This window comes from Streptomyces filamentosus (genome assembly GCF_014654895.1).
Classification (GTDB): domain Bacteria; phylum Actinomycetota; class Actinomycetes; order Streptomycetales; family Streptomycetaceae; genus Streptomyces; species Streptomyces filamentosus.
In genome coordinates this window covers 326,727-344,705 of sequence record NZ_BNBE01000003.1, presented here as the reverse complement: position 1 = coordinate 344,705, position 17,979 = coordinate 326,727, and the positions used below count along the sequence as shown (strand labels likewise).

The 17,979-nt window shown below is 72.2% G+C and carries 17 protein-coding genes; 10 read left to right on the top strand and 7 right to left on the bottom strand.

The features are described from left to right. Positions 1-2: 2 nt before the first annotated feature. From IE326_RS29000 to IE326_RS28985, 4 genes are all read left to right on the top strand, one after another. Positions 3-797 (top strand): thiazole synthase, encoded by a 795-nt coding sequence (locus IE326_RS29000; RefSeq protein WP_190043748.1) that lies wholly within the window; start codon positions 3-5, stop codon positions 795-797. Between the two features lie 86 nt (positions 798-883). Continuing rightward, positions 884-2,803, top strand: a complete 1,920-nt coding sequence (gene pknB / locus IE326_RS28995) for a Stk1 family PASTA domain-containing Ser/Thr kinase (protein WP_190043747.1) — start codon at positions 884-886, stop codon at positions 2,801-2,803. Between the two features lie 7 nt (positions 2,804-2,810). After that, a complete protein-coding gene (locus IE326_RS28990) occupies positions 2,811-3,662 on the top strand; it encodes a deoxyribonuclease IV (protein ID WP_190043746.1) in 852 nt (283 codons plus the stop codon). Positions 3,663-3,744: 82 nt separating this feature from the next. Continuing rightward, a complete protein-coding gene (locus IE326_RS28985) occupies positions 3,745-4,275 on the top strand; it encodes a DUF4396 domain-containing protein (RefSeq protein ID WP_190043745.1) in 531 nt (176 codons plus the stop codon). 46 nt (positions 4,276-4,321) lie between these two features. On the opposite strand, the gene IE326_RS28980 is transcribed toward IE326_RS28985, so the two are convergent. Next, on the bottom strand, positions 4,322-4,966 hold the full coding sequence (locus tag IE326_RS28980; protein ID WP_150227759.1) for a sulfite oxidase-like oxidoreductase: 645 nt from the start codon (positions 4,964-4,966) through the stop codon (positions 4,322-4,324). Between the two features lie 181 nt (positions 4,967-5,147). Here IE326_RS28980 and bfr point away from each other — a divergent pair, with 181 nt between their 5' ends. Beyond that, positions 5,148-5,624: a bacterioferritin gene (bfr, locus tag IE326_RS28975; protein ID WP_073806778.1), complete on the top strand. Its 477-nt coding sequence runs from the start codon at positions 5,148-5,150 to the stop codon at positions 5,622-5,624. Positions 5,625-5,647: 23 nt separating this feature from the next. Here bfr and IE326_RS28970 read toward each other — a convergent pair whose 3' ends face one another. Then, on the bottom strand, positions 5,648-5,902 hold the full coding sequence (locus tag IE326_RS28970) for a (2Fe-2S)-binding protein (RefSeq protein WP_150227760.1): 255 nt from the start codon (positions 5,900-5,902) through the stop codon (positions 5,648-5,650). 122 nt (positions 5,903-6,024) lie between these two features. Next, on the bottom strand, positions 6,025-7,377 hold the full coding sequence (locus IE326_RS28965; RefSeq protein WP_106978979.1) for a class II 3-deoxy-7-phosphoheptulonate synthase: 1,353 nt from the start codon (positions 7,375-7,377) through the stop codon (positions 6,025-6,027). 175 nt (positions 7,378-7,552) lie between these two features. On the opposite strand from IE326_RS28965, the gene IE326_RS28960 reads away from it, so the two are divergent. From IE326_RS28960 to IE326_RS28950, 3 genes are all read left to right on the top strand, one after another. Continuing rightward, positions 7,553-10,375 (top strand): N-acetylmuramoyl-L-alanine amidase, encoded by a 2,823-nt coding sequence (locus IE326_RS28960; RefSeq protein ID WP_190043744.1) that lies wholly within the window; start codon positions 7,553-7,555, stop codon positions 10,373-10,375. A gap of 92 nt (positions 10,376-10,467) precedes the next feature. Next, complete coding sequence (locus tag IE326_RS41935; RefSeq protein ID WP_350973168.1) at positions 10,468-10,524, top strand: trp operon leader peptide; 57 nt, start codon at positions 10,468-10,470, stop codon at positions 10,522-10,524. Positions 10,525-10,627: 103 nt separating this feature from the next. Beyond that, positions 10,628-12,505 (top strand): anthranilate synthase family protein, encoded by a 1,878-nt coding sequence (locus tag IE326_RS28950; protein ID WP_190043742.1) that lies wholly within the window; start codon positions 10,628-10,630, stop codon positions 12,503-12,505. Here the strand turns inward: IE326_RS28950 and IE326_RS28945 are convergent. The 4 genes from IE326_RS28945 to IE326_RS28930 form a co-directional block, all read right to left on the bottom strand. After that, a complete protein-coding gene (locus tag IE326_RS28945) occupies positions 12,502-13,503 on the bottom strand; it encodes a 2-hydroxyacid dehydrogenase (protein WP_150227764.1) in 1,002 nt (333 codons plus the stop codon). The two genes, IE326_RS28950 and IE326_RS28945, sit on opposite strands and share 4 nt — an antisense overlap. Before the next feature lie 79 nt (positions 13,504-13,582). Continuing rightward, positions 13,583-14,230 carry a response regulator gene (locus IE326_RS28940; protein WP_051804626.1) on the bottom strand — a complete coding sequence of 216 codons (648 nt, stop codon included), beginning with the start codon at positions 14,228-14,230 and terminating at the stop codon, positions 13,583-13,585. 44 nt (positions 14,231-14,274) lie between these two features. Next, positions 14,275-15,504 (bottom strand): MacS family sensor histidine kinase, encoded by a 1,230-nt coding sequence (gene macS, locus IE326_RS28935; RefSeq protein WP_150227765.1) that lies wholly within the window; start codon positions 15,502-15,504, stop codon positions 14,275-14,277. Positions 15,505-15,540: 36 nt separating this feature from the next. Then, positions 15,541-16,272, bottom strand: coding sequence for a lysophospholipid acyltransferase family protein (locus IE326_RS28930; RefSeq protein ID WP_150232599.1), 732 nt, complete (start codon positions 16,270-16,272; stop codon positions 15,541-15,543). A 190-nt stretch (positions 16,273-16,462) separates the two neighbouring features. On the opposite strand from IE326_RS28930, the gene IE326_RS28925 reads away from it, so the two are divergent. Further along, entirely contained in the window at positions 16,463-17,245 is a 783-nt protein-coding gene (locus IE326_RS28925; RefSeq protein WP_190043741.1) for an alpha/beta hydrolase, read from the top strand. Then, positions 17,238-17,930: a hypothetical protein gene (locus tag IE326_RS28920; protein ID WP_150227767.1), complete on the top strand. Its 693-nt coding sequence runs from the start codon at positions 17,238-17,240 to the stop codon at positions 17,928-17,930. Before IE326_RS28925 ends, IE326_RS28920 begins: the two co-directional genes overlap by 8 nt. The last annotated feature ends 49 nt before the right edge of the window (positions 17,931-17,979 follow it).

Sequence of the window (17,979 nt, the reverse complement as noted above, 5' to 3'; positions counted from 1 at the left end):
CGATGTCCGACGACGTGTTCGTCCTCGGCGGTACGGAGTTCTCCTCCCGCCTGATCATGGGCACCGGCGGCGCCCCGAGCCTGGACGTCCTGGAGCGGGCCCTGGTGGCGAGCGGCACCCAGCTCACCACGGTCGCCATGCGCCGCCTCGACCCGACCGTGCAGGGCTCGGTGCTCTCCGTCCTGGACCGGCTCGGCATCCGCGTCCTGCCGAACACGGCGGGCTGCCACACCGCGGGCGAGGCCGTGCTCACGGCCCGGCTCGCGCGGGAGGCGCTGGGCACCGACTGGGTCAAGCTGGAGGTGGTGGCGGACGAGCGGACCCTGCTGCCCGACGGGGTGGAGCTGCTCGACGCGGCGGAGGCCCTGGTGGACGACGGCTTCACCGTGCTGCCCTACACCAACGACGACCCGGTCCTGGCCCGGAAGCTGGAGGACGTCGGCTGCGCGGCGATCATGCCGCTCGGCTCCCCCATCGGCTCCGGCCTCGGCATCCGCAACCCGCACAACTTCGAGCTGATCGTGGAGCGGGCCGGCGTGCCGGTGATCCTCGACGCGGGCGCGGGGACGGCCTCGGACTCGGCGCTCGCGATGGAGCTGGGGTGCGCGGCGGTGATGCTCGCCTCGGCGGTGACCCGCGCGCAGGAGCCGGTGCTGATGGCCTCGGCGATGCGGCACGCGGTGGACGCGGGGCGGCTGGCCCGCCGCGCGGGCCGCATCCCCCGCCGCCACTTCGCGGAGGCTTCCTCCCCCGCGGAGGGGCTGGCCCGGCTGGACCCGGAGCGGCCCGCCTTCTGACGCCGCCGCGCGGGGTACGTCACAAGCGTGCTGCGGTCGGGCCCGGGCGGCGGGGGGTGTCCGCGGCGGCTCGTAGACTCGACGCCGTGGACACGACCCTTCAGGACCCCCTCGTCGGGCGGCTGCTCGACGGCCGCTACCGCGTCGACGCGCGCATCGCCGTCGGCGGGATGGCCACGGTCTACCGGGCCGTCGACACCCGCCTCGACCGGGTGCTCGCGCTCAAGGTGATGCACCCGGCGCTGGCCGCCGACGCCGTCTTCGTGGAGCGCTTCATCCGCGAGGCGAAGTCCGTGGCCCGCCTCGCCCACCCGAACGTCGTCGGCGTCTTCGACCAGGGCGCCGAGGGGGCGTACGTCTACCTGGCGATGGAGTACGTCTCCGGCTGCACGCTCCGCGACGTGCTCCGCGAGCGCGGCGCGCTCCAGCCCCGCGCCGCCCTGGACGTCCTGGAGCCGGTGCTCGCCGCGCTGGGCGCCGCGCACCGGGCCGGGTTCGTGCACCGGGACATGAAGCCGGAGAACGTGCTGATAGGGGACGACGGCCGGGTCAAGGTCGCCGACTTCGGCCTCGTCCGGTCGGTCGGCTCGGCGACCGCCACCACCGGCGCGGTCCTCGGCACCGTCTCGTACCTCGCCCCCGAGCAGATCGAGCACGGCACCGCCGACACCCGGGCCGACGTGTACGCCTGCGGGGTCGTCCTCTACGAGATGCTGACGGGCGCCAAGCCGCACTCCGGCGACACCCCCGCCCAGGTCCTCTACCAGCACCTGAACACCGACGTGCCGGCCCCGTCCGCCGCCGTCCCCGGGCTGCCGCCGGCCCTGGACGACCTGGTCGCCGCCGCGACCGCCCGCAATCCCGAGGTCCGCCCCGAGGACGCGGTGGCGCTGCTCGCCCTGGCCCGGGAGGCGCGGGCCGCGCTCACCGACGAGCAGCTGGACGCGCTGCCGCCGCGGGCCCGGGCCGGGGAGCGGGACACCGGCGAGGACCGCACCGGCGTGATCGCCCGGCCCGTGCCCGCGCCGGAGGCCGGGGAGCCGCACGCGGTGCAGCACACCAGCCGCCTCTCGGCCCCCGAGCCGCCGCCGTCCCGCCCGCGCCGCCTCCGGCGACCGGCGCCGCGCGGCCCGCTCCTGATCGTCCTCGGCGTCCTGCTCGCCCTCGGTCTGGGCACCGGCGTCTGGTACATCAATTCCGGCCAGTTCACCCGGGTTCCCGCCGTCCTCGGCCAGCCGGAGGCGGTGGCGGCGAAGCGGCTGTCCGACGCCGGGCTCGACCTGGGCACGACGAAGCGCGCCTTCAGCGACGTGTACGAGCGCGGCACCGTGATGGGCGTCGACCCGGCGCCCGGCGAGCGGATCCGCAGCCACACCACCGTCACCCTCACCCTCTCCCGGGGCCCCGAGCTGGTGAAGGTGCCCAACCTGAAGAACAAGCCGCTCGGCGAGGCCAAGCGGATCCTGGCCGAGGAGGGCCTCGCCCCCGGCGTGGTCACCTCCGCCTTCAGCACGACCGTCGCCCAGGGCGCGGTGATCGGCTCCGACCCGGAGCCGGGCACCGAGCGGTCCCCGGACTCCGCCGTGGCGCTCGTCGTCAGCAAGGGCGCCCCGGTCGACGTCCCGGACGTGACCGGCGAGACCGTCGAGGACGCCACCGCGAGCCTCCAGGAGGCGGGGCTGAAGGTGATCGTCGCCCCGGAGCGGGTGCACTCCCCGGAGGACGCGGGCGCGGTCGCGGCCCAGTCCCTCGCCGAGGGCAGCCGGGCCGCGAAGGGCGACGCGATCACCCTGACGGTCTCCAAGGGCCCGCGCCCGGTCGAGGTCCCGGACGTCGTCGGCATGACGACCGACGAGGCCCGCGAGGAGCTGGAGAACGCCGGCTTCGAGGTGAAGGTCGAGAAGTCCTTCCCCTTCCTCGGCGACGAGGTCACGGGCCAGTCCGTCGAGGGCGGCGAGACGGCCCCGGAGGGCTCCACCGTCGCCATCACCATCAAGGGAATCTGAGAAACCCATGCGCAACCCCGTCGGCGGTCACGTCCCGGTGGCCGGCGGTCTCGCCACCGTCGGTCTCGGCTACGCCCGCGAGCTGGGCGCCGAGACCGTCCAGGTCTTCGTCGCCAACCCGCGCGGCTGGGCCACCCCCACCGGCAACCCCGCCCAGGACGAGCGGTTCCGGGAGGAGTGCGCGGCCGCGTCCCTGTCGGCGTGGGTGCACGCCCCGTACCTGATCAACTTCGGCTCGCACACCGAGGCCACCGTCGAGAAGTCGGTGGAGTCGCTGCGGCACTCGCTGCGGCGCGGCCGGGAGATCGGCGCGCGGGGCGTGGTCGTCCACACCGGCTCGGCGACCGGCGGACGGCCGCGCGCGGAGGCCCTGGCGCAGGTGCGGGAGCGGATGCTGCCGCTGCTCGACGAGCTGACGCACGAGGACGACCCGTACCTGCTCCTGGAGTCGACGGCCGGCCAGGGCTTCTCGCTCTGCTCCCTGGTGGAGGACTTCGGCCCGTACTTCGACGCCCTGGACCACCACCCGAAGCTCGGGATCTGCCTGGACACCTGCCACGTCTTCGCGGCGGGCCACGACCTGGCGGAGCCGGGCGGCGCGGCCCGCACGCTGGACGAGCTGGTGGCCACCGTCGGCGAGGGCCGGCTGCGGCTGATCCACGCCAACGACTCCAAGGACGTCGTCGGCGCGCACAAGGACCGGCACGCCAACATCGGCGTGGGCCACATCGGCGAGGAGGGCTTCCGGGAGCTCCTGCGCCATCCGGCGACCGAGGGCGTGCCGCTGGTCATCGAGACGCCCGGAGGCCAGGCGGGGCACACCGCCGACATCGAGCTGCTCAAGAAGCTCCGGGACTGATCACTCCGATTGAGGGTACCCCTGAGGGGTATACGGCTCCCAGGCGGGCAGGCGCCGTACACCCGAGGCTGGGGGCACCCACATGGAGCACGAGCACCACACGAGCCACGAGAACCACGCGAGCCACGACCATCACGCGGGCCACGAGAACCACCCGGGCCACGACCACCATGGCGCCGGGGCGTCCTGGAGCACGGCGGCGAAGGCCACCCTCCACTGCCTCACGGGCTGCGCGATCGGCGAGGTCCTGGGCATGATCATCGGCACCGCGCTCGGCTGGGGCAACGGCGCGACGATGGCCCTCGCGATCGTCCTGGCGTTCTTCTTCGGCTACGCGCTCACGCTGCGCGGCGTCCTCGCCGCCGGCCTCGGCCTCCGGTCCGCCGTGAAGGTCGCGCTGGCCGCCGACACCGTCTCGATCGTCGTGATGGAGATCGTCGACAACGGCGTGCTGCTGCTCGTCCCGGGTGCGATGGACGCACACCTGGACGACGCCCTCTTCTGGGGCGCGCTCGCCTTCGCCTTCGCCGTCGCGTTCCTGGTCACCACGCCGGTCAACAAGTGGATGATCGGCCGCGGCAAGGGCCACGCCGTGGTCCACCGGTACCACTGAGGGCCGCCGGCGCCACGGGGAGCCGTGCGCGACGGCCCGGGTCCGCTCAGAGCTCCGGGCCGTCGCCCGGTTCCTCCTGGTACGAGTAGCGCTGCTCGGTCCACGGGTCGCCGAGGTTGTGGTAGCCGCGCTCCTCCCAGAAGCCCCGGCGGTCGGCCGTCATGTACTCCACGCCCCGGACCCACTTCGGGCCCTTCCAGGCGTACAGGTGCGGCACGACGAGCCGCAGAGGGAAGCCGTGCTCGGCGGTGAGCAGCTCGCCGTCCTTGTGGGTGGCGAAGATCGTGCGCTCGTCGGCGAAGTCGGAGAGCCGCATGTTGGCGCTGTAGCCGTACTCGGCCCAGACCATGACGTGCGTGACGTGCGGCGCGGGCGGCGCGAGCTCCAGGATCGTCCGGGCGGGGACCCCGCCCCACTCCGCGTCCTGCATGCTGAACTTGGTCACGCAGTGCAGATCGGCCACCACCGTGGAGAACGGCAGGGCCGAGAACTCCTCGTGGTTCCAGCACCGCTTGTCGCCGTCGGCGGTCGCCCCGAAGACGCGGAACTCCCAGCGCTCCGGCTTGAACTTGGGCACGGGCCCGTAGTGGGTGACCGGCCAGCCCCGCTGGAGCCGCTGCCCCGGCGGAAGCTCGGGCGAAATCTCCGTCTTCCCCGCTTCCCGGTGTACCCCGCTCTCCGGCTGACCCATGTCATCCATGGTGACAGACCGCGAGGGGTGGTCATGACCAGCCACCCGCCCGGACGCGCCCATTCGGGCAAGTCCTACTAAGCATGCACTTACTGGACGCCACCCATTCGGAGTGCGAGGATGCGGACATCCCGCCCCGTGACGGGGTGGTTGCACCCCGTGATGGAAGGAACCTGGAGCGATGCAGGGCGACCCCGAGGTCCTGGAGTTTCTGAACGAGCAGCTGACCGGCGAGCTGACGGCCATCAACCAGTACTGGCTGCACTACCGCATCCAGGACAACAAGGGCTGGACGAAGCTCGCGAAGTACACCCGCGAAGAGTCCATCGACGAGATGAAGCACGCGGACAAGCTGACCGAGCGCATCCTGATGCTCGACGGCCTGCCCAACTACCAGCGGCTCTTCCACGTGCGCGTCGGCCAGACCCTCACCGAGATGTTCCAGGCGGACCGCCAGGTCGAGGTGGAGGCGATCGACCGCCTCAAGCGGGGCATCGAGGTCATGCGCGCCAAGGGCGACGTCACCTCGGCCAACCTCTTCGAGGAGATCCTCGCGGACGAGGAGCACCACATCGACTACCTGGACACCCAGCTGGAGCTCATCGAGTCGCTGGGCGAGGCGCTCTACATCTCGACGCTCATCGAGCAGCCGAGCTAGACGGTCCGAGCGGCCCGTGCGGCCTAGGCGGCCTCGGACAGGTCGGGGACCTCGGAGACCTCCGCCGTGAGGGCGGGCGCGCCCCGGTCCAGGAGCTCCCGGCGCGGGCAGTTGCCGCGCCCGAGCAGGGCCTGGATGTGCCGGACGCACGAACCGCAGTCCGTGCCGGCCTTGGAGGCGGAGGCGATCTGGCGGGGCGTGCAGGCGCCGGCTTCCGCGTGCTCCTTGACCTGCTTCTCCGTGACACCGAAGCATGAGCAGACGTACACGCGGTTCACCTCCCGCCGAGATCGATTAGGCTAACCTAACCTTACCCGGCGGCCGGGGAGCGCAAAAGCCTTCGTCACGACGATGGGGCGCGGATCACAAGGATCCGCGCCCCATCGTCGTAGGTACCTACTTACTGATCGCGGTACATCTCCGCCACCAGGAACGCCAGGTCGAGCGACTGGCTCCGGTTGAGGCGCGGGTCGCAGGCCGTCTCGTAGCGCTGGTGCAGGTCGTCGACGAAGATCTCGTCGCCGCCGCCCACGCACTCCGTGACGTCGTCGCCGGTGAGCTCCACGTGGATGCCGCCCGGGTGGGTGCCCAGCTCCTTGTGGACCTCGAAGAAGCCCTTGACCTCGTCGAGCACGTCGTCGAAGCGGCGGGTCTTGTGGCCCGAGGCCGCCTCGAAGGTGTTGCCGTGCATCGGGTCGGTGACCCAGGCGACGGTGGCGCCCGAGGCCGTGACCTTCTCGACCAGCTCGGGGAGCTTGTCCCGGACCTTGTCGGCGCCCATGCGGACGATGAAGGTCAGCCGGCCCGGCTCGCGGTCCGGGTCGAGGCGCTCGATGTACGTCAGCGCCTCCTCCGGGGTCGTCGTCGGGCCCAGCTTGATGCCGATCGGGTTCGCGATCCGCGCGGCGAACTCGATGTGGGCGTGGTCCAGCTGGCGGGTGCGCTCGCCGATCCAGACCATGTGGCCGGAGGTGTCGTACAGCTTCCCGGTGCGGGAGTCCGTACGGGTCAGGGCGCCCTCGTAGTCGAGCAGCAGCGCCTCGTGGGAGGCGTAGAACTCGACCGCCTTGAACTCGGCCGGGTCGGTGCCGCAGGCCTTCATGAAGTTCAGGGCGTTGTCGATCTCGCGGGCGAGCGCCTCGTAGCGCTGGCCCGACGGGGACGACTTCACGAAGTCCTGGTTCCAGGCGTGCACCTGGCGCAGGTCGGCGTAACCGCCGGTGGTGAAGGCGCGGACCAGGTTGAGCGTGGAGGCGGAGGCGTTGTACATCCGCTTCAGGCGCTCGGGGTCCGGGATCCGGGCCTTCTCGTTGAAGTCGAAGCCGTTGACGGAGTCGCCCCGGTAGGTGGGCAGCGTCACGCCGTCGCGGGTCTCGGTGCCCTTGGAGCGGGGCTTGGAGTACTGCCCCGCGATGCGGCCGACCTTGACGACGGGCACGGACGCCGCGTACGTCAGGACGGCGCTCATCTGGAGCAGGGTCTTGAGCTTGGCCCGGATGTGGTCGGCGGACACCGCGTCGAAGGCCTCCGCGCAGTCGCCGCCCTGGAGCAGGAACGCCTCGCCACGGGCGACGGCTCCCATCCGGGCGCGCAGCTGGTCGCACTCGCCGGCGAAGACGAGCGGAGGATACGACTCGAGGTCCGCGATCACATCGCGCAGAGCCTCGGCATCGGGGTACTCGGGCTGCTGCGCCGCGGGCAGGTCTCGCCAGGTCGCCTTGGCGACGGCGTGGGATTCGGCGTTCACGGTCACACGGACCACAGTACGGGGTTCTTCGTCCGGTCCTGTCCCCTGCCCAGTGGCTGAGACGCGAATCCCGTCTCCCCGGACGTGATCTTCACGCCATCGGGTGATGTTACCCTCAGCCCCGTTTCAGCAAACGAGCAAACGGCTCGCCAAAAGCACAGCGGATAACTAAGGGGTGGGTGTGACCCAGAGGCACCGCAGGGATCGCAAGAAGAAACGACTCTTGTACGGAGCGGCGGCCGCGGTCGTCGCCACCGCCACGATCGGGACCATCGCGGTCGCCTCGCCGGGCCTCCTCGGCGCACCCGGCACCGCCGCGCCCGGCTCCGCGTCCACCCTCCAGGAACAGTTCGCGTCGGCGGCGCGGGAGTTCGACGTGCCGCAGAGCGTGCTGATGGCGGTGTCGTACCGCCAGACGCGGTGGGAGTCGCACGACGGGCAGCCGAGCGTCACCGGCGCCTACAACGTCATGGGTCTGACGAAGGTCGACCCGGAGGACATCGCGGAGGACTCGACGGAGAGCCTCGCCCACCTCCTCAACGGAGCGGGCGACCCGGCACTCGACAAGAAGTTCGACGAGAAGAAGGTGCTGGCGGCGCTCCGCAAGAAGGCCGTCGACACCGGCGACCCGAAGCTGCACACCCTGGACAAGGCGGCCGAGCTGATCGACGGCTCGACCGACTCCGTCCAGAAGAACTCGGCGGAGTCGATCCGGGCCGGTGCCGCGCTCCTCGCCGACTATCAGAAGCAGGCCGGTGCCGAGCTGTCCGACGACCCGGGTGCCTGGTACCCGGCCGTGGCCCGCTACAGCCAGTCCGACCGCAAGGGCGCCGACCTCTTCGCACAGCGCGTCTTCGAGTCCATCAGGACGGGTGAGGCCGAGGTCACGGCGGACGGCGAGCAGGTCGTCCTGCCCGCGAACCCCTCGGTGGAGCCGGTCGGACCGTCGAACGTGCCCCTCGCCGCGAGCTTCGCGAGCACCACCGCGACTCCGGCGGTCGAGTGCCCGTCCAGTGTGGCGTGCACGTTCATTCCCGCCGTGTACACGGAGGACGACGGGAACTACAACATCGCGAGCCGTACCGCGAACGGCACCGGTGGCTTCGACGTCCGTCAGATCGTCATCCACGACACCGAGGGCGGCCACGACGGCACCGTGAACGTCTTCCAGACGCCGGGGTCACTCGCGAGCGCGCACTACATCGTGCGGGCCGACGGCCGCGTGACGCAGATGGTCGAGACCAAGAACGAGGCGTACCACGCCAACAACAAGACCATCAACATGCACTCGCTGGGCATCGAGCACGAGGGCTACGCCATCAAGGGCGACGCCGGCTGGTACACCGAGCCGCAGTACGAGTCCTCCGCGACCCTGGTGAAGTTCCTGGCCGCGAAGTACAACATCCCGCTGGACCGCGAGCACGTCATCGGCCACGACGAGGCCCCGAGCGTCCTCGACCACCTGACCCAGGACCACTGGGACGCCGGCCCCTTCTGGGACTGGAACCACTTCATGCAGCTGCTCGGCGCCCCCACCGGCGCCGGCGGCGCGGGCGGCCTGCTCCAGGCCGGACAGCTGGTCCGGATCGTCCCGCCCTTCACGTCCGCCAACCAGCAGGCGATGAAGTACAGGGAGAAGGTCGGCGAAACGACGGTCGTCAAGACCACCGTCCCGCTCCCGGTCAACTTCGGGTACCTCTACTCGGAGCCGGTGGCCGACCAGACCAAGGCGCTGACCGACCCGTACTTCACGGAGAACTGGCAGTACGGCTCCAACTGGGCGAACAAGGTCACCGCCGGCAGCACCCACGTCGTCGCCGACGTCCGGAGCAACTGGACCGCCGTCTGGTACGGCGGGAAGAAGGCCTGGTTCTACAACCCCGGCGGCCAGTACACGTCCGTCGTCGGCGTGAAGAACGCGGTCACCGCCAAGGACGGCGCCACCTCGGTCCCGGTCTACGGCCGCGCGTACCCCGAGGACGGCGCCTACGCAGGCACAGGCGTCCCCGTCCAGACGAACAACAACGCCTCCCTGACGAAGTACTCCCTCCCCGCCGGACAGCTGTACACCAAGGCCGGCGACCCGGTGAAGGGCGACTACTACTACAGCGCGTACAACAAGGACGGCATCCGGGTCGCGGGCACGACGAACGTCTTCATCCCGATCCGCTACAACCACCGCCTGGCGTACGTGAAGGCGAGCGACGTCAAGGAGGTCGCGACCAAGCCCGCCGTCACCGCCACCGACCGCAACAACGTCATCGCCCGCGACAAGGACGGCGTGCTCTGGCAGTACCAGGGCAGTGGGAGCGGGTCCGCGCCGTTCCTGACGAAGTACCGGGTCGGGCCGGGGTGGCAGGTCTACAACGCCATCACGCCGATGACGACGCTGCGGGCGGACGGCGTGGGGGACCTGGTCGCGCGGGACAAGGACGGGGTGCTCTGGTACTACAAGGGCACCGGGAACCCCTCCGTGCCGTTCAAGACGCGGCTCAAGGTCGGCGGCGGGTGGAACGCGTACAGCAAGCTGCTCGGCGTCGGCGACATGAACGCGGACGGGCGGCCGGACCTGATCGCGCGGGACACCACCGGCGTGCTGTGGATGTACAAGAACACGGGCGCCTCGCCGAACCCCTTCGCGACGCGGGTCCGCGTCGGCGGCGGGTGGAACACGTACAACGAGCTGATCGCCACCGGTGACCTGGACAAGGACGGCAAGCCGGACCTGATCGCCCGGGACACCACCGGCGCGCTGTGGATGTACAAGAACACGGGCGCCTCGCCGAACCCGTACGCCACCCGCGCCAAGGTCGGCGGCGGCTGGGGGGTCTACAACGTCATGGTCGGGCCCGGCGACCTGGACAAGGACGGCAGGCCGGACCTGATCGCGCGGGACACGACCGGCGCGCTGTGGTTCTACAAGAACACGAACGGCTACCCGAACCCGTACGCCACGCGCGTGAGCATCGGCGGCGGCTGGGGCGTCTACAACCTGATCGTCTGACCCCGCTCCGGGGGCTCCACGGGGTCCGTTCCGCGCCGTCCACGGTGCGGGACGGGCCCCGCTCCCGTGTCCGGCTGGGTTACAGTGCTCGCATGTACGCGCCCCTCGTCCAGAACTGGTGGTGGACCGTCCCTCCGGCGGCCCACTGACTGCGCGTATCCGAAGACCACGCGAAGGCCGCCCGAGGGGCGGCCTTTCTCGTACCCGCGAGGCCGTTCCTCTCCGCACTCCCCCGGAAGGAACCCCACTGCCATGGACTTCGACCTCTCCCGTCTCCTCGACGACTCCGCCCCGCCCTTCGCCCTGCTGCGGCGCCGCACCCCCGGCCGCGACCACGACACCGTCGAGGTGCTGATCGGCGCCGTCCACGAGGCCGAGCGGCTGGCGGAACTGCCGGTCGGCGAGCGGCCGGTGCTCGCGCTGGTGCCGTTCCGGCAGATCCGCGAGCGCGGCTTCGACGTGCGGGACGACGGCACCCCGCTCTCCGTGCTGGTCGCCGAGGAGACGTACGAGCTGCCGCTCGGCGAGGTCCTCGACGCGCTGCCGGCGCACCGGGTCGAGGTCGCCGACGGGGCCTTCGACGTCTCCGACGAGGAGTACGCGGAGACCGTCCGGCGGGTCGTCGCGGAGGAGATCGGGGGCGGCGAGGGCGCCAACTTCGTCATCCGGCGGACCTACGCCGGCCGGATCCCGGGCTTCGGGCGGGCCGACGCGCTGGCCCTCTTCCGGCGGCTGCTCGCGGGCGAGCGGGGCGCGTACTGGACCTTCGTCGTGCACACCGGGGACCGGGTGCTCGTCGGGGCCAGTCCCGAGGTGCACGTGCGGATGGCGGGCGGGACGGTCGTCATGAACCCGATCAGCGGCACGTACCGCTACCCGGACGGGGTCGCGCCGACCGCCGAGCAGCTGCTGGGCTTCCTCGGCGACCGCAAGGAGACCGAGGAGCTCTCCATGGTGGTCGACGAGGAGCTGAAGATGATGTGCACGGTCGGGGACATGGGCGGGGTGGTGGTCGGGCCCCGGCTGAAGGAGATGGCCCATCTCGCCCACACCGAGTACGAGTTGCGGGGCCGTTCCTCGCTGGACGTGCGGGAGGTGCTGCGGGAGACGATGTTCGCGGCGACCGTCACGGGTTCGCCGGTGCAGAACGCCTGCCGGGTGATCGAGCGGCACGAGACCGGCGGGCGCGGCTACTACGCGGGGGCGCTCGCGCTGCTCGGCACGGACGGGAGCGGGGCGCAGACGCTGGACTCGCCCATCCTGATCCGGACCGCCGACATCGCCCTCGACGGGCGGCTGCGGGTGCCGGTGGGGGCGACCCTGGTGCGGCACTCGGACCCGGCGGGCGAGGTCGCGGAGACGCACGCGAAGGCGGCGGGCGTGCTGGCGGCGCTCGGCGTGCGGGAGGGGCGCCCGGCGGCGGAGGAGGCGTCCGGGCGGCCGCGGCTCGCGGACGATCCGCGGGTGCGGGCCGCGCTGGACGCCCGGCGGGCGGACCTGGCGCCGTTCTGGCTGCGGATGCAGACCCGTACGGCGGAGCTGGCCGGCCACGCGCTGGTGATCGACGCGGAGGACACCTTCACGGCGATGCTGGCCCATCTGCTGCGCTCCTCGGGTCTGGAGGTGTCGGTGCTGCGCCACGGCGAGCCGGGGCTGCGGGAGCTGGCGCTCGCCCACGAGGGGCCCGTGGTGCTCGGCCCCGGGCCCGGCGACCCGTCGGACGCGGCCGACCCGAAGATGCGGTTCCTGCGCGGGCTCACGGCCGAGCTGCTGCGCGGGCACCGGCACGGCCTGCTGGGGGTGTGCCTCGGCCACGAGCTGATCGCGGCCGAGCTGGGCCTGGACATCGTGCGCAAGCGGATCCCGTTCCAGGGCGCGCAGGTCCGGATCGACCTGTTCGGCCAGGAGCGCACGGTCGGCTTCTACAACAGCTTCACGGCCCGCTGCGACGACCGGGAGGCGACGGAGCTGGCGCTGCACCGGATCGAGGTGAGCCGGGACGCGGGGACCGGCGAGGTGCACGCCCTACGCGGCCCCGGTTTCGCGGGCGTGCAGTTCCACCCGGAGTCGGTGCTGACCCTGGAGGGCGCGGCGGTCACCGCGGGGCTGCTGGCGGGGGTGCTCGTCTAGGAGGCGGTGCGCGGGACCAGGACGTTCTCGCCCCGCCGGCCGGCGAGGTGGTCGAGGACGTTCTGGACCGTGGCGTCGATGATCTGGCCGACCGCGTCGGTGGTGTAGTACGCCTGGTGGCTGGTGACGACCACGTTGGGGAAGGTCACCAGGCGGGCCAGGGTGTCGTCCTCGACGCCGGCGAGGGACTTGTCGAGGAAGAAGAGGCCGGCCTCCGCCTCGTAGACGTCGAGGCCGACGCCGGTGAAGCGGCCGGCGCGGAGTTCGGTGACGAGGGCCTCGGTGTCGACGAGGCCGCCGCGGCTGGAGTTGATCAGGGTCGCGTCGTCCTTCATGGCCTTGAGGGCGGCGGCGTCGATGATGTGGCGGGTGGAGGGCAGCAGCGGCACGTGGAGGCTGACGAGGTCGGCCTCGGCGAGGAGCCGGTCCTTGTCGACGTACTCCATGCCGAGGGCGGCGCAGGCCGGGTTCTCGGCGACGTCCCAGCCGAGCAGCCGCATGCCGAAGCCGTGGGCGATCCGGGCGAACGCCTCGCCGATCTTGCCGGTGCCGAGGACGCCCGCGGTGCGGCCCCGCATGTCGCGGCCCATGAGGCCGTCGAGGCGGAAGTCGAAGTCGCGGGTGCGGTTGGAGGCGCGGACGATCCGCCGCTCCACCGCCATGGCGAGGGTCCAGGCGAACTCGGCCACCGAGTACGGCGAGTAGTACGAGACCCGGGCGACGGTGAGGCCGAGGCGTTCGGCGACCTCCAGGTCGATGTTGTTGAAGCCGGTGGAGCGCTGGGCGATCATCTGGGTGCCGCCGGCCGCCAGGGTCTGGAGGACCCGGTGGTCGAGGCTGGCGTTGACGCTGGTGGAGATGATCTCGTAGCCGGCCGCGATGGGGGCGGTGTCCTCGGTGAGGAAGACGTCGAGGCAGCGGACGTCGTGGTGGCCCGCGAACGCCTTCTCGATCATCGGCTTCTCGTCCGCCTGCACACCGAATGCCAGGATCTCCACGACAGTCCTCTCGCCACCGGGCCGCATATGTGCCCGAATATACGGCTCTGTCCCCCGGTGTGCCCGGCGCCCCGGCCGGTCAGCCCTCGTCGAGGCCGCGCTCTATGGCGTACCGGACGAGTTCGACGCGGTTGTGCAGCTGGAGCTTGCCCAGGGTGTTCTGGACGTGGTTCTGCACGGTGCGGTGGGAGATGACGAGCCGTTCGGCGATCTGCTTGTAGCTCAGGCCCTTGGCGACGAGCCGCAGGACCTCGGTCTCGCGGTCGGTGAGGCGCGGGGCCTCCGGCTCCCCGGCGCCCGCGGCGGGGGCGGGCTCGGAGGCGAGGCGGCGGTACTCGCCGAGGACCAGGCCGGCCAGGCCCGGGGTGAAGACGGGGTCGCCGACGGCGGTGCGGCGGACCGCGTCGATCAGCTCCTCCGCGCCGGCCGACTTCAGCAGGTAGCCGGTGGCGCCGGACTTCACGGCCTCCAGGACGTCGGCGTGCTCGCCGCTCGCGGAGAGCACCAGGACCCGCAGGCCGGGCAGCGTCCCGACGAGTTCCTTGCAGACCTGGACGCCCGGCTTGACGGGCAGGTTGAGGTCCAGGACCAGGACGTCGGGGGCGACGGCCGGGGCGCGGCGGACGGCCTGTTCGCCGTCGCCCGCGGTGGCGACCACGTCGAATCCGGCCTCGGCCAGGTCGCGGGCGACGGCGTCCCGCCACATGGGGTGGTCGTCGACGACCATCACCCGGATCGTCCGCTGCGGCTCCGTCTGGGAGGGTGCCTCGTTCACTTCGCTCCTGCCTTCCCCCGTGCGTCCCGCGGCGGTCGCGGGACCTTCAGTTCCACTTCGGTGCCCTGGCCCGGGACCGAGAGCAGCTCGGCCGTGCCGCCCAGGTCGCGCAGGCGTCCCCGGATGGAGAGGGCGACGCCCATCCGGCCCTCGCCCTCCGCCTCGGCGAGCCGGCCGTCCGGGATGCCGGGGCCGTCGTCCCGGACGGTGACGACGACCTCGTCGTCCCAGTCCTCGACGAGGATCCACGCGCGCGCGTCCGTGCCCGCGTGGACCCGTACGTTGTCCAGGGCCGCGCCGACGGCGGCGGCCAGCTCGCGGGCGGCGACGGCGGGCAGCGGCACCGGCACGCCGGGGTCGGAGAGGGTGACCCGGGCGCCGGCGCGCGGGGCGAGCAGGGTGCGCAGGTCGACGGGGACCTCGTCGCCGGGCTCGTCCTCGACCTCCACGACGCGGACGACGGCCCCCTCGGACTCGTCCTCGGAGACGTGGCTGGTGCGGGTGAGGCCGCCGGCGACCAGGGTGCGCAGGGCGACCTCCTGCTCGCCGGCCATCCGGCCCAGTTCGGCAGCCTCGCCGCCGAGGGCGGTGCCGCGCCGCTGCACCATGGCGAGGACCTGGAGGACGCTGTCGTGGATGTCGCGGGCGAGCCGCTCGCGCTCGCGGGTGGCGGCCTCGATCTCCAGGGCGCGGGCGAGGGTGCGCTCGGAGGCGCGGGCGACCTCGACGACGTAGCCGATGGCGATGGAGGCGACCCAGACCAGGATCACGTTGTGGACGGTGTCCCGGCTGGGATGGGCCCGTTCGACGATGTTGGCGACGGCGACGAGGGAGGAGGCGAATCCGGCCCAGCGCCAGCCGCCCTTGATGGCGTAGGCGAGGACCGAGCCGGCGGTCCATATCGTCGGCAGCGTGGGGCCGTCCACGGACTGGGCGTGGGCGTCGGCGAGCGGGGTGAGGAGGATGCCGGTGAGGGCGAGGGCGAGGTCGGCGGTGAGGAAGCGCTTGGTGCAGCTGGCCGCGTTCGCCACCTTGGGGAGGGTGGCGAGGGTCCAGACGCAGAGCACCGCGAGGTAGGCGACGGCGATCCAGGGCCGTTCGTAGCGGTCCCGGCCCGTGACGAAGATCAGTACGGCGTAGACCATCGTCAGGACGCGGTAGCCGGTCAGCGCCCGCCACAGCGGCTGCTCGACCGACATGCGCACGACACGCTCGCGCTTGGCCATCTCCCCCACCCCCACCGGCGTCCCCCGACGGGAACGTCAGGCGCCGGACTCTTCCCGTGCGGCGATCTCCGCCTTCACGGCCTCCTTGGCGGCCTTCTCGGCCTCCGCGATCTGCCGCTTGGCGGCGGTCGCGTAGATGTCCACGTACTCCTGGCCGGACAGCTTCATGATCTCGTACATGACCTCGTCGGTCACCGAGCGCAGGATGAAGCGGTCGCCGTCCATGCCGTGGTAGCGGGAGAAGTCCAGCGGCTTGCCGATCCGGATCCCGGGGCGCATCAGCTTCGGGAGGACCTTGCCGGGCGGCTGGATCTTCTCGGTGTCGATCATGGCGACGGGGATGACCGGGGCGCCGGTGGCCAGCGCCACCCGGGCCAGGCCGCCGGGCTTGCCGCGGTAGAGCCGGCCGTCGGGCGAGCGGGTGCCCTCGGGGTAGATGCCGAAGAGGCCGCCGCCCTCGATGACCTCGATGCCGGCCTTGATGGCGGCCTCGCCGGCGCCGCGGGCGCCCGAGCGGTCCACCGGGAGCTGGCCGACGCCCTTGAAGAAGGCGGCGGTGAGACGGCCCTTCACGCCGGGCGTGGTGAAGTACTCCGCCTTGGCGATGAAGGTGACCTTGCGGTCGAGGACGGCGGGCAGGAAGAAGGAGTCCGAGAAGGACAGGTGGTTGCTGGCCAGGATCGCGGGACCCTCGGCGGGCACGTTCTCCAAGCCCTCCACCCAGGGCCGGAAGGCGATCTTGAGGGACCCTCCGAGGGAGAACTTCATTGCGCCGTAGATCAACTCGCCATGCCTTCCGTGTGCCGTCGTCACGACTTTATCCCGTGGCGGCGTGCCGCCCCCGCTGCGGCCCTGGTCGGTGTCGGTCCGGTCGCGTACCGTGAAGGTCCTTCCCCCCGTCGCCGTACGGCTCCGGCGCCCCCGAAGCCCCGGAGCCGCGACCGAACAGGAGACTCTGGTGCCGGTCCTTCCCGGAGCCGAGCCGTTCCGCCATGAGGGCGGAGAGGTCGGCGTCCTCCTCTGTCACGGATTCACCGGTTCCCCGCAGTCGATGCGCCCGTGGGCCGAGTACCTCGCGGAGCGCGACCTGACGGTGTCGGTGCCGCTGCTGCCCGGGCACGGCACCCGCTGGCAGGACATGCAGCTCACCACCTGGCGCGACTGGTACGCGGAGGTGGAGCGGGCGCTGCGCGAGCTCACCGCCCGCTGCACGACCGTCTTCGTCTTCGGTCTCTCCATGGGCGGGGCGCTGACCCTGCGGCTCGCCGCGAAGCACGGCGACGCGGTCCGGGGCATCGTGCTCGTCAACCCGGGGAACAAGGTGCACGGCCTCGCCGCGCACGCCCTGCCGGTGGTGCGGCACCTCGTCCCGACGACGAAGGGCGTCGCCGACGACATCGCGAAGGAGGGGGCGACCGAGGTCGGCTACACCCGGGTGCCGCTGCACGCGGCGCACTCCCTGCGGCAGTTCTTCCGGCTGGTGGACGGCGAGCTGCCGCAGGTCACCCAGCCCCTCCTGCTGCTGCACAGCCCGCAGGACCACGTGGTGCCGCCGGCCGACTCGGCGCGGATCCTCGGACGGGTCTCCTCCACCGACGTGCGGGAGGTCCTGCTGGAACAGAGCTATCACGTCGCGACGTTGGACCATGACGCGGAGAGGATCTTCGCGGAGAGTCTGGCGTTCGTCGAGCGTCTCGCCCCGGGGCTCGTGGGCGGGAAGGGGAGCAGGAGCGGTGGCTGACCAGCAGGACGGCGGCGAGCGGGAGCCGCAGCCCATCGACGAGGAGGCGGCGTGGGCCGCGATCGTCGCGGGGTACGGCGAGGAGCCCGCGGATCCCCCGGGCACCCGGCCCTTCCGGCCGATCGAGAACCTGAGGCTGCCGGACCCGGAGGAGCTGGAGGCCAGGGAGGCCCGGGAGGCGCGGGCCGCCTCGGGCGGTGACGTGCCGAAGCCGGACAAGCCGAAGCCGGACGCGGTGCGGCGGGAGCCGCCGTCGCCGCTCGCGCCGGAGCCGGAGCCGGGTCCCGACTCGGGCGACGAGGGGGACGAGAGGGACGAACGGCCGGCCCTCGGCAGCTCCGTCGTCTTCGCGCCCGGGGTGCGGCCGAGCGGCGGCCCGCGCGACTACAGCCTGGCCGAGCCGGAGGCCGCGGGCGGCGGGACGGACGAGGGGCACTTCGTGCCGCCGGAGCCGCCGCCGCTGCCGGAGGCGGACACCACGACGAAGTTCGCCTGGCTGGCCGTGGTCGGCGGTCCGGTCCTGATGCTGCTCGCGGTGCTCCTGCGGTGGGACATGACCTGGTGGCTGACCACCCTGTGCGTGGGCGGCTTCCTGGGCGGTTTCGCGACGCTGGTGGCCCGGATGAAGGGCGACGACGAGGACGACGACGGCTACGACGACCCGGGCCGCGGCGCGGTGGTGTGAGGCCCCGCCGGCAGGCGGTCACCCGCCGCCCGGTCGGCACCGGCGCGGC